The sequence below is a fragment of the Devosia sp. 919 genome (assembly GCF_013185965.1).
In the GTDB taxonomy this organism is placed as follows: Bacteria; Pseudomonadota; Alphaproteobacteria; order Rhizobiales; family Devosiaceae; genus Devosia.
Map to the genome: position 1 here is coordinate 789,508 of NZ_JABAOL010000001.1, position 14,688 is coordinate 804,195.

Sequence of the window (14,688 nt, forward strand, 5' to 3'; positions counted from 1 at the left end):
TTGACCTCTCTCACCATGGTTTTCTTCAACTTCCTACGGGTTCATCCCCGGCAAGAACGAACGAGTACGACCATGCAGATGAGCCGGATCTTGGTAGGTGATTTGCACCAGGAGTCTCATAGCTTCAATCCTCAGGTTATGAGAGCAGCCAGTTTCGCGATCGTTGAAGGTCCAGACTGCCTGGACCGATACCGCGGAACCAACACGGTTGCCGGCGGCATCGTCGATGCGGCTGAAGCCGCAGGCGTGGACATCATCTTTCCCGTCGGCATGCACGCACCGGCGGGCGGCCGCGTCGATCATGCGCTTTACCTTCGCTTCAAGAACACCATGCTCGATGCTGCGCGGCAGGGTGGATTTGATGCCGTCTTGTTGGCCCTGCATGGTGCCATGATGACCACGGAACTCGACGACGTTGAAGCCGATCTTATGCGTTCGGTGCGCCAGGTGGTTGGTCCGCAGATCCCGATCACCGCCGGGTTCGACCTGCACGCTCACGTGACCGAGCTGACGATTGCGGAGTGCGACTTCCTGACTGCGTACCGCACCAATCCGCACGGCGACATGGCGGTCACCGGGCAACGCCTGTTTGCGCGGACCGACGACATCGTGAAGGGCGAATTCGAGCCGGTTTGCGCCTATGTCCACTTTCCCATGCTCACGCTGGGCAACGACCGTACCGATCAGGAACCACTGCAGTCGATCATGAGGCGATGCCGCACTGCGGAAGCTCTGGGTCGCGTCGTCGATGTCAGTGTGTTCACCGTCCAGCAGTTCCTCGACATTTCCAATATGGGGCAGACCATTCTGGTGTACGGAAATGGAGTTCACGGGGATGCGTTGGCTTTGGCCGAGGACATCGGCGGTGAGCTCTGGGCCGCGCGCGACAGCCTCGTGGAAGTATTCCCCTCCGTTGACGAGCAGATCGCCCGTGCCAAGTCGGGGAAGCAAAAGGTAACGTTGATATTGGGAGACCAGGGCGACCGCGTTGCAGCCGGATCTCCTGGCGACAGCCCCTATATACTGAGCCGTGTTCTCGAGCTCGGTCCCGAACTCAAGGTTGCGGTTCCCGTCACCGATCCGATCGCCGTCGAGATACTACGGCGGCACACCATCGGCGATACCGTAACGCTTAGCGTTGGGGGCGCCATGTCGCAGGGCTACTACGACCCGATCACCATTACCGGCATCCTGACTGCGCGAAGCGAGAACGAGCAGTACACTATGCATGGCCCCATGGCCGAAGGTCTGATCGCCAACACAGGGCCGTTCGCCATCGTGCGGATCGGTGAGATTGACGTGATCCTCACCGACAATCCGTCACACTACATCGACCCCAACAACTTCGTAGCCATGGGCATCGATCCGGCAGCCAAGCAGATCGTTGTTACCCGATCGGGCTATCATTATACGCTCAACTTTGCCCATGTCGGCGACTGCGTTGTTGTCGGCACTCCGGGGATGACTTCCTACAATGCCAAGGATCTCCCCTTCACCGTTGCTCGCCCCTTCTATCCGGTTGACGACATCCCCTATCGTCCGCAGCGCGCCATTCGCCGCCGCAATAGCGTACCCGGACATGGGGTAACGGCGAGGGACTAGGCAAGGAAGCGTGTTTCGGTCCCGCGTCCTCCATATCGGCGCGGCAAGCCGGAAGGTGGGGGCGTTGACCTCAGCGATCTCCTTCCACCCTGATCAAAGCGGGTTGACCAGGGGTTTTTTGACGTCAGTTCTCTCGTATCGGCTGTTGATTACGGCCCTGCTGATCCGATGGCACTGGAACTGGCTGTCAAGTTGGTTGTCGAGCAGCAGCGCCTTGGCTTCATCGCCCTGAGCTTCGCCTGACAGCCAGGCGTTCCACCTCGTCCAGCAGATCCGGTTTACGCCTCGGTATGCTCGGCACGCGCATCAGTTGCACCACCACTCTTTGGCGTTCGGCCATCGACGGGCCAGCCGCTCCTCGATCAGGATATCACCCACATCACGGCCGTCTATCCTGATGGTGGCCAGCCGACGCTTGCTGCGGGTGCTGTCCAGCCCGAAGCGTTCGATGGTCCAGTCGTTGCTGTTGAGCAGCTTTAGCATGCGGGCGCTTGCTTTGTGAGCGAGAGCAACTTCCCTGGCGCCGCCGCAGATGCTGCTTTGCGGCTCTGACGTGTCAAAGTCCTTGAGCCGGATGTTCTCGCCTTGGAGCCACAGCTTGTCGCCATCCACCAGACAGGTCTTGGTGGGGGGGGGGCGCTGATTGCCGCACATGCTGAGCTGCGGCTGTGCCTGCTGCTGAGCACTGGCCGGCAAAGAGCTGAGCAGAAGGGCCGTAACGGCGGTCAACAGTGTAGTGCGCTTGATTATAGTTGTACTCCAGGTACCCGACACCGGCTGAATGCCTCCATCACACTTGCAGCAAGCCCACGATCGAGAGCCTAATCTGCAGGCCGGTCCCATCGAGGCGACAAGTTCGATAGTGTCATCTCTGCCTTAACTGCCGGTGCTGCTGCAGTCTGGGCTTAGGCCTGCGCTTGAGCCAGCTGAGCAACTTCGGTTGCATGTTGCCTCAGAGGAACGGGGTTTCCTTGGTTGATGGCAAGCCCAGAGCTTGATCTGTGGACAAAGGGCCGTCAAATGGGTATTTGTTGACTATCAAACGAGGGAGATAAGGGTGTTGCAGATCGATGTTCCAATGCCGACGATGCCCAACCGGCAGGACTTCTCGGCCGAGAGTGACCGCGTACGGCTGTCGAAGGTCGCCCTGAAAGCCTACAAGCGTCTAGTCCAAGAGTGGGGTCTCAAGGGTGAACAGGCGGCGGCGCTGCTCGATGTGTCCACGAGCACCTGGGAGCGCATGAAGCAGGAGGGCAAGGACAAGGCCCTCAGCCAGGATCAACTCACGCGCATTTCCGCCTTGGTCGGCATCTACAAGGGGCTGCATCTGCTGTTCGCCGATGACATGGCCGACCGCTGGCCCGGATTGCACAACAAGGCACCGCTGTTTGCCGGGATGAGCCCAATCGACTCCATGCTCAAGGGCGGCATTCCGCAAATGCTCGAGGTGCGCCGCTATGTGGACGCCATCCGCGGAGGCTTGTGATTGCCGATCGACGGTGTGCCGGTCGTCACCGAAGCCTTTCCGAGGACGGTTCGACTGGTAACGACAGCGCGGCTGCGGGCGCCGGTGTTGACGCCCCTGGTCGACAACGAGGATGATCTCGCCGTGCTGTCCGAGATCGAGGGTGGGACAAGCAGCCGGTTGATGGCGCAGGACCGGGGCATAGCGGGGCTCGCCGCCAACGAGCTCGTCTACGATGTGACGCATGCGCCTTTTATCAACGCGTCCTTCGCCTATGCCAAGCCACAGCAGCCGAACCGCTTCAACGGTGCCTATCGTGGCGCCTGGTATGCCGCTCTGGATGTCGCCACCTGCATCAGCGAGGTCGGATATCACCTGACCAACATGCTGGCAGACGCGGGGGATTTCAACGCCACCGTGGAGTACGCGGAGATGTTTTGCAGCCTTGCCGGCGAGTTCCTGGACCTTCGGCAGGCACCCGACCATCCTGCGCTCGGTCCGGACACGGCGAGGGCCTACCCGGTCGGCAACGCCATCGCCGAGCGCGCCCGGGCCACTGGCCTCAACGGCATTATCTACCCATCCGTACGGCACCCGGGTGGTACCTGCATTGTCGCCCTGCGCCCGGCCGCCGTTCAGTCCGTTCGCCAGGGCGCCGTCTACCGCATGATTTGGAAGGGCGATCCAGCACCGCTGATCGAAGGGCCGCTGTGATCGCTTCGACCTGATCAGATGGATGGCTGGACGGAGGCAGGGCAGGGCAGGGGCGCGTTGCTGCCCGGCAGCAATCGACCCCGTTCCAGTCGTACGAGGCCATTCGCTTGGTACCCGAAAGCTGCCACTTCAGAATGGTCGGGCTGGCGCTTTGCGAGGCGCTGCTTGCATGCGGGGATGTCGTCGAGGCTCAGCTGATTATCGAAGCGACGATGGAACGTGCTGAGGCTCTCCACGAGTCCTTCGCGAGCGAGTTATCACTTTGTGTTCACCAAGCAAAACCGCAGCAAGCTTGATGAGCTGAGTGCATTGATAGAGCGCGGTCAGCTGCGACCCCATGTTGGCGCGGTCTATGCACTTGCCGATATTCCGGTGGCGCATGCCCGTCTTGAGACGCGAAACTACGGCGTTCGAGGAAAAATAGCCATTGCGGTAGACGGCGATAACATTTGGTGAGGTGCATATGCTGTGGTTTCAGCGGTTGGCGAAAGTGGTTGGTTGACCGAACTCGCTTTTAGCAGCGAGGGACATCACCAAGGACTGGCCTCTGCTCCAGCTAGACGTCATCTCGCAAACACGGCTGCCGTGACTGGTCCTGCGCGAACAGCTGCTCCTTGCCACCGAAGTAGCGGTTGATCAGCCCGACGCCATTGAGCGCCGACCTCGAGGAGAGCCGCCATGGAGATACGAATCAACCGGCTAGATGCACAAGCCATCCTGCATCGGAGCAGATCGCTATCTCGGATACTTGCAGACAGCGTGGCAGATGGAGCCGCCATCGGCTTCATGGCGCCCCTATCCTACGTGGATGCCGGGCTCTTCTGGTTAGTCACCGTTCTGCCGGAAGTCGCGGCTGGGCGACGAGTGCTGCTGGGCGCAGCTGGTCGCGCAGGGCGCGGGCGTCACCATCGTCCCGCCCTTTGCTGGCATCGACATCGATGGGAGCTTGGTCGCGCGGCGTCCGATACATCTTGTTGAGCACTTGGACCTTTGGCTGCTCAAGCCCAAACAGCGCCGTGGCCCGCTGGTTATCGACATGATCGAGGACCTGCTTCTCAAGATCTGCGCCTCCATCCGTCAAGAATCTATCCGACCTTCCCCCCAAATTCACGAGAACGACTGAAGGTCCGCGAAGCTGTTGTTAGTACCTGAAAGACGGTGTCGTCACATAGTAGCCGCCAATGGAGAACGTCTTACGGTCTTTCTTTGATGGTACCTCCGTTGCCAAGCGACGTTTTTGAGGCACCCGCCAAGCGCTGGGCGATGATGGCGCAGATAATCAACTGCAGTTGGTGGTAGAGCATCAGCGGCAGGATGATGAGGCTGAGCGGACCGCCCGCGAAAAGGATATTCGCGATGGGGACGCCAGATGCGAGGCTCTTGGTGGAGCCGCAGAAGATCATAGACTTGCCGTCGGCGTCCTGGAACCCGACAGCGCGGCTGAACCAGGCGGAAAGCGCCAGGACAACGGCCAGCATCACGCAGACCAGCACCATGATGGCGGCCAGCTGGGGCAGCCCGACCTGGGTCCAGACGCCGGCGACCATGCCGGCGCTAAAGGCCGCATAGACGATGAGGAGGATCGAGCCGCGGTCGACCGTCAGGGAGATTAGCTTGTGGCGATTGATCCATTCCCCGATGAGCGGCCGGCACAGTTGGCCCAGCCCGAACGGCAGGACGATCTGGATGAAGATGTTGAGGACGGCGGCGAGATTGAGGCCACCATCTCCGGTCTGGAGAATGAGGGTCGCCAACACTGGGGTGAGAATGACCCCGAGCAGATTGGAGACAGCCGCAGCGCAGACGCTGGCTGCCACATTGCCCCTGGCGAGCGCGGTGAAGGCAATGGAGGACTGCACCGTGGAGGGCAGGATGCCGATATAGATGAGGCCAATGGCCAGCTCTTCGGTGATGAAGGAGCGGCCGGCAAAGGCGAGCGCAAGCGCGATCACCGGGAAGACCATATAGGTCAGCCCGAGAATGCTAAGCTGCAGGGGCCAGTTGGAAAAGCCGGCGATAACCGCTTCGGACTTGAGCTTGGCTCCATAGACGAAAAACAGCAGGGCGACAGCGTAATAGGCTGCCTGCCCGACAAACTCTGCAAAGGGCCCGCGCGCCGGCAGGATGCTTGCAAGCACGACGACGCCGAGCAGCATGATGAGATAGGCATCGATGCCGAACTTCTTGAGGGCCGATTGCAGAGCCATTTGGGGTACCTAGAGTGCTGCGGTGATGACGACTTCGATCAGGCGACGCGGGTCGCCCAGATCGGCGACGCCCACGGTGCAGCGGCAGGGGAGGTCTTCTCCTAGCCATGCGAGCCAAGCGCGGTCCAGGTCGGGCTTCTTGGTCATGTCGGTGACAAAGATCTGGGCGCGAATGATTTTGGTCTTATCCGAGCCGGCTTCCTTGAGGAAACCCTCAATTTTTTCGCAGATCTGGCGGGTCTGGTCTTCCATGCCGACGTCGATGTCGTTGGCACCAAGGCCCGAAGTGTAGACGACGCCGTTGTGGATGGTCACGGCGTGCAGGGACTTACCCTTCTTAATGCGGTCCAAAGCTATTCTCCTTGTGTGATTGGTCAGTAGCCGACGGCCATGCCGTCCTTGCGGTGGTCTGAGCCACCGATATATCCCTGGCCTAGCCGATGGATGAGCTGGGCGCCGCCGAAGGCAAAGCTCTCATCCGGGCTCTCGCGCATCACCTCGTGCCCGAGGGCTTCGAGTTCCGCGACGGTTTCGGCCGCCATGGTCCACTCGACGGCAAGCTTCTTGCCCTTGACGAAGCGCCAGCGGGGCGCATCGCTCGCCGCCTGCGGGTTCTGGCCGCTGAGTTGGGTCCGGACGACCATCTGCACATGGCCCTGGGCCTGCATCGGTCCACCCATGACGCCAAAGCTCATGAGAGGTGCGCCGTCGCGCATCAGGAAGCCCGGGATGATGGTGTGGAACGGGCGCTTGTTCGGCCCGATCTGGTTGGGGTGGCCTTCTTCGAGCGTGAAGCCGGAGCCACGGTTCTGCAGATGAATGCCAGTTCCGGGCACGGCCACGCCGGATCCGAAGCCGGAATAATTGGACTGGATGTAGGAGACCATCATCCCGCTGGCGTCGGCGGTGGTGATGTAGACCGTGCCCCCGGCCACCGGAGCGCCAGCGCCGAAATCCTGCGCTCGCGTGGGATCGATCAATTTCGCGCGCGACTGGAGGTAAGACTTTTCGAGCAGCGCTTCGACAGGGACGCGCATCGTCTCCGGATCGGAGACATAGCGTTCGGCATCGGCCGTTGCGAGCTTGATTGCCTCGATCTGGTAATGGAACGACTGGGCGCTATCGGGACCGAGGGCGTCGAGCGGCAAATGTTCGAGCATGCCAAGCGCCATCAGCGCGACGATGCCTTGCCCATTGGGCGGGATTTCATGCAGCGTCACATCGCGGTAGCTCATAGCGATGGTGCCACACCAGTCATTGCGGTGGCTGGCGAGGTCGGCCGCCGTGAGAGCGGCTCCATGCTGTGCCGCAAAGGCCGCGATCTGCTCAGCGAGTGCACCTCGATAGAAAGCTTCGCCACGCGTTTCGGCAATGGCGCGCAGAGACGCCGCGAGCGGTGCGTTGCAGAAGATTTCGCCCGGCATCGGGGCCTGCCCCCCAGGCAGGAAAGTCTCGGCAAATCCCGGATGGTCCTTGAGCAGCGCGCCACCCTTGGCCCAAAGCTCCGCGATGGTCGGGGAGACGGCGAAACCATTTTCCGCATATTCTATTGCCGGAGCGATCAGCGCCGCAAAATCGAGCTTGCCGAAGCGGCTTGAGAGATCGACCCAGGCCGAGATTGCACCGGGTACAGTGACGCTTTCCCATCCGCGGACCGGCATGCGGTCCTGCCCGGCGAAACGCTCCGACGTCCAGGCGGCAGGCGAGCGGCCGGAGGCGTTAAGGCCATGCAGTTCCTGTCCATCCCAGACAATTGCGAAGGCGTCGCTGCCCAGGCCATTGCCGGTCGGTTCGACGACCGTCAGGGTCGCGGCTGCGGCGATCGCGGCATCGATCGCGTTGCCGCCCTTGGCCAGTGCAGCCAGGCCCGCCTGAGCGGCGAGCGGCTGCGAGGTGGCCACCATGTTGCGCGCCATGACGGGACGGCGCGGCGCCCCATACGGCGTAGCGTAAGAAAACTCGGTCATACTACCACCCTGCTACTGCCGTCGGGCGGCGTGAGTCCGATCCGCCCTCGAGCGTCCCGGTGTTGAATTTCTTGATGATCGAGCAGACACCACCCGCGGCGTATTCCCAGTCCTTCCAGTACTTCACATCGTGCCCCTTGGCCGTCAGCCCCTCGCCGACCGAAGCATCGATGCGGGCCTCGAGCTTGAGCAGCCCGGGGTCGTAGGAATGCGGAATGGAAGAGCGGGGGTAGGAGAAGGTCGCAAAGCGCGGCGCGTCCACGGCCTCCTGCATGGTCATGCCGAAGACGTGCAGATTGAGATAGGTCTGCAGCATTGCCTGCGGCTGGACGTCATTGCCCGGCGAACCAATCGGCATGATCCACTCCCCCTTCTTGCGGGCAAACGCAGGGGCAGGGGTCAGTCGCGGACGGCGGCCGGGGCCGGCGACGGCGGGCGCACGGGGATCAAGGAACGACTGAACACCGCGCGCCGATGGAACAAAGCCGAGGCCGGGGATGACGGGCGCGCCGACCGAGCCGTCGCTAGGCGTTGCCGAGAAGGCATTGCCCTGCCTGTCGACGACGCAGACATAGGAGGTGTCGAGTTCGCCGGGGTCGCGTCGCCCATTCCGCGGGTCTGGATCCGGGTCGCGGCCCCAATTCGACGGGAGGCCCGCATCAGGCATGCCGGGATGGGCTTTGTCGGGGTCGATCAATGCCCGCCGCTGCGCTGCATATTCGGGGCTGAGCAGCGTAGCGAGCGGGACATTGATGAATAGAGGATCGCCATAGAGTTCATGGCGGTCCCCGTATGCCAGCTTCATGGTTTCCACCAGAAGATGGATATAGTCGGCGCTGTTGTGTCCCAGCGCGCGCAGGTCGATGCCGTCCAGCATGGCAAAGGTCTGGCCGAGCACCGGACCCTGGCACCACGGACCGCAGGTGAAGATGTCGGCGTCGCCGAACTGCACCGCCCCAGCCTTCTCGACCTCGACGCGGAAGTTGGCGAGATCGTCTTCCCGCATCCAGCCGCCGTGCTCACGGTGATAGGCAACGATGGCCTTAGCAATGTCGCCCTTGTAGAAGGCGTCGCGAGCGGCGCTGAGCCCGGCGGCGCGGCCGCCCTTGACAGCAGCAGCGCGCTCTTCTTCGATCATATAGGAGATAGTGTTGGCGAGGTCGGACTGCACCAGAATGTCGCCAGCCTTCGGAGGCTTTCCACCCGGCAGGTAAATCTCCGCATTGGCCGGCCAGCGCCGATACTCGGCTTCGTGGTCGGCAATGATTTCAGCCATCAGCGAAGGGACGGGGAAACCGTCGCGGGCAAAGCGCAGGGCCTGGGCCGCGCACTCGCCAAACGACATCGTGCCATAACGTTCGAGTGCGGTGATCCAGCTGTCCGGTGCTGCCGGCACGATCGTGCGCAGCAGGCCCGGCGGCATCTTGTTGCCATGCTCCGTGCGGAAAAGGCTGGCATCGGTGAGGGCGGGCCATGTGCCCAACCCGCTGATCGAAATAACCTCGTCAGTCTCGGCCCAATAGATCATGGCTGGAGCGACGCCCCCGAAGCAGACATATTCGCTCTGCACGACGCCAAGGGTAATGCCCCCGGCGACGCCGGCATCGACGGCGTTGCCGCCGGCCTCAAGAACCTGCAGGGAGACCTGCGCGGCGAGATAGTGACCAGCAGCGGCCATGTGCCTGGTGCCGATATGGCGCGTCCGGTGCGGTGCGACTGACGATTGTGTCATGGTGGCGTCAGGCTCCCACGGCGTAGGGAGCGAGATCGATATCGGTCGCTTCGCCCATGGCCAGCTGGGTCAGTAGCTTGCCGGCAAGCGGGCCCATGGTGAGGCCGCCGGCGCCGAGGCCGTTGCCGATCAGGACATTGTCGAAGCCGGGCAGGGCGCCGATCAGGGGCCTGTAGTTTTCCGCCATCGGGCGGAGACCGATGCGCGTCTCGATATGGGTGGCATCGGAGAGGCCCGGCGCGAGGTCGAGGGCGAAGTTGAGCACTTCGGCCTGTCCACCTGCCGTGAGGCGATAGTCGAACCCGACGCCGTTTTCGCGGGTCGCGCCGGCAACGACGCGATTGTCGTCGAACGCCAGCATGTAGTGCGACACCTGGGGCAGCAGCACCGGCCAGTCGATGGTGTCTTCCTTGACGCCCAGATGCACGATCTGGCCGCGCTGGGGCTCAACAGCGATGGTCGCGCCGATTGCCGTGAGGGCCTGGTTGGCCCAGGCGCCGGCGGTAACGATGACCATGTCGGCCGCAATGGCTTCGCCATCGAGGCTCACACTCGCCTTGCCGTCCTTGCTATCGATCTCGGCGTGGCCCTGACGGAAAACCGCGCCATTGGCTTCAGCGGCGCGGCGCATGGCGCCGGCAATGGCGCGCGCTTCGACGCGGGCGCCACCGGGGATGTGGAGGGCCATCAGGCCATCGCGCAGCGGGGGGAACATCTGCTTGGTCTCGGCAGCGCTGACTCGGCGGACTTCTCCCGCCTCGGGAACATCGGCGACACGTGGCAGGACGCGCGCTTCGATCTCGGCCAGCTGCTCTTCAGTTTCGGCCAGCACCAGTGCGCCAACCTGACGGTACCCAAACTCGGTCTCGCCACGGGCCGCAAGACCTTCCACCAGCGGGCGATAATAGGCGCCGCCGGCAGCGTAGAAGCGGTAAAAATCAGGGTCGGTGACCTTTGTAGCCCAAGGGCAGACAATGCCGGCGCCGGCAAGCGTCGCCTTGCCCTGATGCGCCTCATCAATGACCGTCACCTCGACATTGTCGCGCAGGCTCAAATGGTAAGCCCCGCTGGAGCCCAGGATACCGGCACCGATAACTACGATATGCATGGGAATACCTTTCAGAAAATCAGCGACTACGGGGATCGAAAGCGTCCCGAAGTCCGTCGCCGAGGAGATTGAAACTGATAACTGTGAGGAAGATCATCATGCCCGGCCACGCGGCGATCCAGGGCGCAGTGGACAGCGAGCGCTGTGCGGTGTTGAGGATCGAACCCCAGGATGCCGCGGGAGGCTGCTGGCCAAGGCCGAGGAAGGACAGGCTGGCTTCGGAAATGATGGCTGCCGCGATGGTGAGGGTTGCCTGGACGATCAGCGCCGGCAGCACATTGGGCAGGACGTGCCGGAACGCGATGCGGGCGTGGGAATTGCCCATCGAGCGTGCCGCCTCGACATAGTCCTCTGACTTGACGCTGATGACCTGTCCTCGGGTAAGGCGGACAAAGAGCGGGGCCGCCGTCACGCCGATTGCGATCATCGAATTGATGAGGCTGGGCCCGAGGAACGCTGCTAGCGAAATGGCGAGGATCAGGAATGGCATGGCCAGCATCGCATCGGCAACGCGGCTGATACCGACATCTGTCCAGCCGCCGAAATAGCCCGCGACGAGGCCCAGCGGCACGCCGATGGCAATGGCGATCATCACCGAGACGAGGCCCGCAAGCAGCGAAGCGCGCGCGCCATAGATGACGCGGGCGAACATGTCGCGTCCGAGTTCGTCCGTGCCAAACCAGTGCAAGTGGCTCGGTCCCTGCCGGATGGCGGTATAGTCCTGCGCATTCGGGTCAAGGCCCGTAACGATGGGTGCAAAGATCGCGGCGAGGACGACGAGGACAATAAAGCTCAAGCCAACAATGGCGCCCTTGTGCCGGAACAGGCGCTTGGCGAACTGGCCAAACCGGTTTTCGTGATCGGAAGGAATGGCCGGGCTGGTTGTGTTGGTCATGGTTCTAGCCCCGCAATTTGGGGTTGGCGAGCATGTAGCCGATATCGGCCAGTAGGCTCAGAATTACGTAGACAAGTGCCGTGACCAGCACCACGCCCTGAACAACTGCGTAGTCGCGGTTGTAGACCGCATCGACGATCAGCTTGCCGAAGCCCGGGATGTTGAAGATTTGCTCGGTCAGCACGGCGCCGCCTAGGAGGCTGCCGAATTCGAGCGCCCCAAGCGTGATGATCGGGGTCAGCGCATTGCGCATGGCGTGGCGAATGACGACGGTCCGCTCATCAAGACCCTTGGCGCGCGCCGTGCGGACATAGTCGCTCTGCAGCGCCTGCAGCATAGCGGAACGCGTGTGGCGCATGATCACGCCGGCAATGGCACTGCCCAGGACAATGGAGGGCATGAGCAGGCTGAGGAAGGATCGGCCGGGGTTTGCGAACGGGCTGACATAGCCTGAGGCCGGCAGCCAATTGAGGGTGACCGAGAAGACCAGGATCATCATGATGCCCAACCAAAAATTGGGCACGGAAATACCGGCCAGCGCAAAGACATTGGCGCCATAGTCCCAGGCGCTGCGCTTCTTGACGGCGGCGATGACACCCGCGACCAGTCCCACAACGAGGGCGAGGATCATCGCCATGACGGCGAGTTGCAGGGTTACAGGCAGGCGCGAGGCGATGAGATCGATCACCGGCCGGCTCATGCGCATTGACTGCCCGAGGTCGCCGTGCAGCACGCCGCCGATCCAGTCGAGATACTGCAGCGGCAGGGGCTGGTCCAGCCCATATTGCTGCCGGATTTGCTCGATCAGCTCGGCACCCGCCTCTTCGCCGGCAAGTGCGATGGCGGGGTCACCGGGCAACAGGCGCTGCAGCAGGAAAATGATGACCGAGAGGATCAGCAGCGTCGGGATGATTTCTAGGAGCCGCTTCCCGATCAGGCGGATCATGGTTCTATCGCTTTCGAGCTGCCGGCGCGGAAGGCTGCAAAGAGTCGCTCGAGGCGCGGGTCTACCTGGGCTGCGGCGGCTAGGTCGTCGGGCAGCGGAAGCTCGTCCTGGAAATGACAGGCGGCAGGCTGGCGTCCACTGCTACTGACGAGAGCAGGGCGGTCCTGCTTGCACAGTTCCTGGGCAAAGGCGCAACGCGTGTGGAAGTGGCAGCCGGAGGGCGGATTGAGCGGGCTCGGCATATCCCCTTCGAGCGGGCGCATGTTGTCCCGACCAGCCGGATCCGGCTGCGGGATCGAAGCAATGAGCGCACGGCTATAGGGATGGCGCGGCCGCACGAACACATCCTCGGTGTCGCCGATTTCGACGATCCGGCCGAGATACATCACCGCGACCCGGTCAGCGATGTGCCGGACCACCGAGAGATCGTGCGAGATGAAGAGATAGGTGAAGCCGAACTTTTTCTGGAGATCGGCCAGAAGGTTGAGCACCTGCGAGCGGATCGAGACGTCGAGCGCCGAAACCGGTTCGTCGCAGACCACGAATTCGGGCTGGGAGGCGAGCGCGCGGGCGATGACGATGCGCTGACGCTGTCCGCCGGAAAATTCGTGCGGATAGCGATGCATGTGTTGGGGCGAAAGGCCGACCGCACTCAACAATTCCCGGACGCGTGCCGGGCGTTCTGCGGCTGGCACGATATCATGCAGCATCAGCGGCTCGGCAATGGCCTGGCCGACCGTCATCCGCGGATTGAGCGAGGAGAACGGGTCCTGGAACACCAGTTGCACCCGCTTGCGCAGCGACAGCAGAGCCTTGCCGCTGAGGGTGGAAATATCCTCCCCCGAAAGCTCGGCGGTTCCGTCGCTGGGTTCGATTAGCCGCATGATCAACCGGCCGAGCGTAGACTTGCCACAGCCCGACTCGCCCACGAGCGCCAGTGTTTCACCCCTCGCGATCTCGAACGAAACGTCATCGACAGCCCGCACAGTCTTGAGTGGTCGGCCAAAAATCGTCCGTTCAGCAACAAATTCCTTGGAGAGGTTCTCAACCTTGAGCAAGTTCATGACGCCAGTGTCTCCAGGGGCGTGCGCCAGCAGCGAGACGTGCGCGTCTCGGACAGGTTCACCAAGGGTGGTGGGGTGTCGCATTTCTCGATCCGGAACGGGCACCGATCAGCGAAGCGGCATCCGCCCGAGCGTGCGCCCGGCGCGGGCATGGAGCCCTCGACCACGGGCAGGCGCGTCTTGCGTTCACCGAATTTCGGCAGCGAACCGAGAAGCCCGACCGTGTAGGGGTGCTGCGGGAAGGCAAAGAGATCTTCAACCGGCGCCTGTTCCACGACTTGGCCGGCATACATGACCACGACATCGTCGCAGACTTGGGCAACGACACCCAGATCATGGGTGATCAGGGCAATGGCCGCGCCGGTTTCTTCGCGCAGCTTGCCGATGAGATAGAGAATTTGGGCCTGCACGGTCACGTCGAGCGCGGTCGTCGGCTCGTCGGCAATGAGCAATTGCGGCTCGCAGGCCAGAGCCATGGCGATCATCACGCGCTGCCGCATACCGCCGGAGAGCTTGTGCGGATAGTCGTCGTAACGTCGCTCTGGCGAGGGAATGCGGACTAGCTTGAGCAGCTCGATGGCGCGGGCACGCGCCTGATCCTTGTCGAGGTTCTTGTGCCGGATCAGGGATTCCGAGATCTGCATTCCAACCGTGTAGGCCGGATTGAGCGATGTCATCGGCTCCTGGAAGATCATGGCGATACGGTTGCCACGCACATCCCGCCAGTCGGAAGGACTTTGCTTGAACAAGTCAGTGCCGTCGAATTCAGCCGAACCGCCCACGGCTACGCCGCCACCGAGAAGGCCCATTATGGCGAGCGAGGTGACGCTCTTGCCGCTGCCGGATTCGCCGACGATGCCGAGGGTGCGGCCCGGGCTGATGGAAAAGCTTACGTCATCGACGACCGTAGACTGCTCGTCTGTTCCCTTGGCGAAGGTCACAGAGAGGTTGCGCACATCGAGCAGAGTTGGAGTTGGATCAGTCACGC

Annotated in this window: 15 protein-coding genes; 4 read left to right on the forward strand and 11 right to left on the reverse strand. The window is 62.4% G+C overall.

Annotated features, from left to right (window positions below; genetic code table 11):
* The first annotated feature begins 78 nt into the window (after nt 1-78).
* Nucleotides 79-1,602 carry a M81 family metallopeptidase gene (locus tag HRQ64_RS03795; protein ID WP_172122183.1) on the forward strand — a complete coding sequence of 508 codons (1,524 nt, stop codon included), beginning with the start codon at nt 79-81 and terminating at the stop codon, nt 1,600-1,602.
* A 306-nt stretch (nt 1,603-1,908) separates the two neighbouring features.
* On the opposite strand, the gene HRQ64_RS03800 is transcribed toward HRQ64_RS03795, so the two are convergent.
* On the reverse strand, nt 1,909-2,331 hold the full coding sequence (locus HRQ64_RS03800) for a thermonuclease family protein (protein WP_172122185.1): 423 nt from the start codon (nt 2,329-2,331) through the stop codon (nt 1,909-1,911).
* Between the two features lie 328 nt (nt 2,332-2,659).
* On the opposite strand from HRQ64_RS03800, the gene HRQ64_RS03805 reads away from it, so the two are divergent.
* The 3 genes from HRQ64_RS03805 to HRQ64_RS20050 all read left to right on the forward strand — a co-directional run bounded on the left by HRQ64_RS03805 (nt 2,660) and on the right by HRQ64_RS20050 (nt 4,237).
* Nucleotides 2,660-3,088 carry an antitoxin Xre-like helix-turn-helix domain-containing protein gene (locus HRQ64_RS03805; RefSeq protein ID WP_349236663.1) on the forward strand — a complete coding sequence of 143 codons (429 nt, stop codon included), beginning with the start codon at nt 2,660-2,662 and terminating at the stop codon, nt 3,086-3,088.
* Nucleotides 3,089-3,781: an RES family NAD+ phosphorylase gene (locus HRQ64_RS03810; protein WP_172122187.1), complete on the forward strand. Its 693-nt coding sequence runs from the start codon at nt 3,089-3,091 to the stop codon at nt 3,779-3,781. It abuts the gene before it with no gap.
* 264 nt (nt 3,782-4,045) lie between these two features.
* The gene (locus HRQ64_RS20050; protein WP_349236664.1) at nt 4,046-4,237 is read left to right on the forward strand and encodes a zinc-binding dehydrogenase; all 192 of its coding nucleotides are present in this window, start codon (nt 4,046-4,048) and stop codon (nt 4,235-4,237) included.
* A gap of 373 nt (nt 4,238-4,610) precedes the next feature.
* Here the strand turns inward: HRQ64_RS20050 and HRQ64_RS03820 are convergent, their stop codons facing one another.
* The 10 genes from HRQ64_RS03820 to HRQ64_RS03865 all read right to left on the reverse strand — a co-directional run bounded on the left by HRQ64_RS03820 (nt 4,611) and on the right by HRQ64_RS03865 (nt 14,686).
* A complete protein-coding gene (locus HRQ64_RS03820; RefSeq protein WP_172122189.1) occupies nt 4,611-4,862 on the reverse strand; it encodes a hypothetical protein in 252 nt (83 codons plus the stop codon).
* Nucleotides 4,863-4,974: 112 nt separating this feature from the next.
* Nucleotides 4,975-5,988 carry a bile acid:sodium symporter family protein gene (locus tag HRQ64_RS03825; RefSeq protein WP_172122191.1) on the reverse strand — a complete coding sequence of 338 codons (1,014 nt, stop codon included), beginning with the start codon at nt 5,986-5,988 and terminating at the stop codon, nt 4,975-4,977.
* 9 nt (nt 5,989-5,997) lie between these two features.
* A complete protein-coding gene (locus HRQ64_RS03830) occupies nt 5,998-6,339 on the reverse strand; it encodes a RidA family protein (RefSeq protein ID WP_172122193.1) in 342 nt (113 codons plus the stop codon).
* A gap of 23 nt (nt 6,340-6,362) precedes the next feature.
* On the reverse strand, nt 6,363-7,955 hold the full coding sequence (locus HRQ64_RS03835) for a gamma-glutamyltransferase family protein (RefSeq protein ID WP_172122195.1): 1,593 nt from the start codon (nt 7,953-7,955) through the stop codon (nt 6,363-6,365).
* A 1-nt stretch (nt 7,956) separates the two neighbouring features.
* A complete protein-coding gene (locus HRQ64_RS03840) occupies nt 7,957-9,687 on the reverse strand; it encodes a gamma-glutamyltransferase (RefSeq protein ID WP_172122196.1) in 1,731 nt (576 codons plus the stop codon).
* 7 nt (nt 9,688-9,694) lie between these two features.
* Complete coding sequence (locus HRQ64_RS03845) at nt 9,695-10,795, reverse strand: FAD-dependent oxidoreductase (protein ID WP_172122198.1); 1,101 nt, start codon at nt 10,793-10,795, stop codon at nt 9,695-9,697.
* 19 nt (nt 10,796-10,814) lie between these two features.
* Nucleotides 10,815-11,690, reverse strand: a complete 876-nt coding sequence (locus HRQ64_RS03850; RefSeq protein ID WP_172122200.1) for an ABC transporter permease — start codon at nt 11,688-11,690, stop codon at nt 10,815-10,817.
* Between the two features lie 4 nt (nt 11,691-11,694).
* On the reverse strand, nt 11,695-12,636 hold the full coding sequence (locus tag HRQ64_RS03855) for an ABC transporter permease (protein WP_172122202.1): 942 nt from the start codon (nt 12,634-12,636) through the stop codon (nt 11,695-11,697).
* Entirely contained in the window at nt 12,633-13,700 is a 1,068-nt protein-coding gene (locus HRQ64_RS03860) for a dipeptide ABC transporter ATP-binding protein (protein ID WP_172122204.1), read from the reverse strand. The genes HRQ64_RS03855 and HRQ64_RS03860 overlap by 4 nt, the downstream gene beginning before the upstream one ends.
* Nucleotides 13,697-14,686 (reverse strand): ABC transporter ATP-binding protein, encoded by a 990-nt coding sequence (locus HRQ64_RS03865; RefSeq protein WP_172122206.1) that lies wholly within the window; start codon nt 14,684-14,686, stop codon nt 13,697-13,699. The genes HRQ64_RS03860 and HRQ64_RS03865 overlap by 4 nt, the downstream gene beginning before the upstream one ends.
* Nucleotides 14,687-14,688 lie beyond the last annotated feature (2 nt).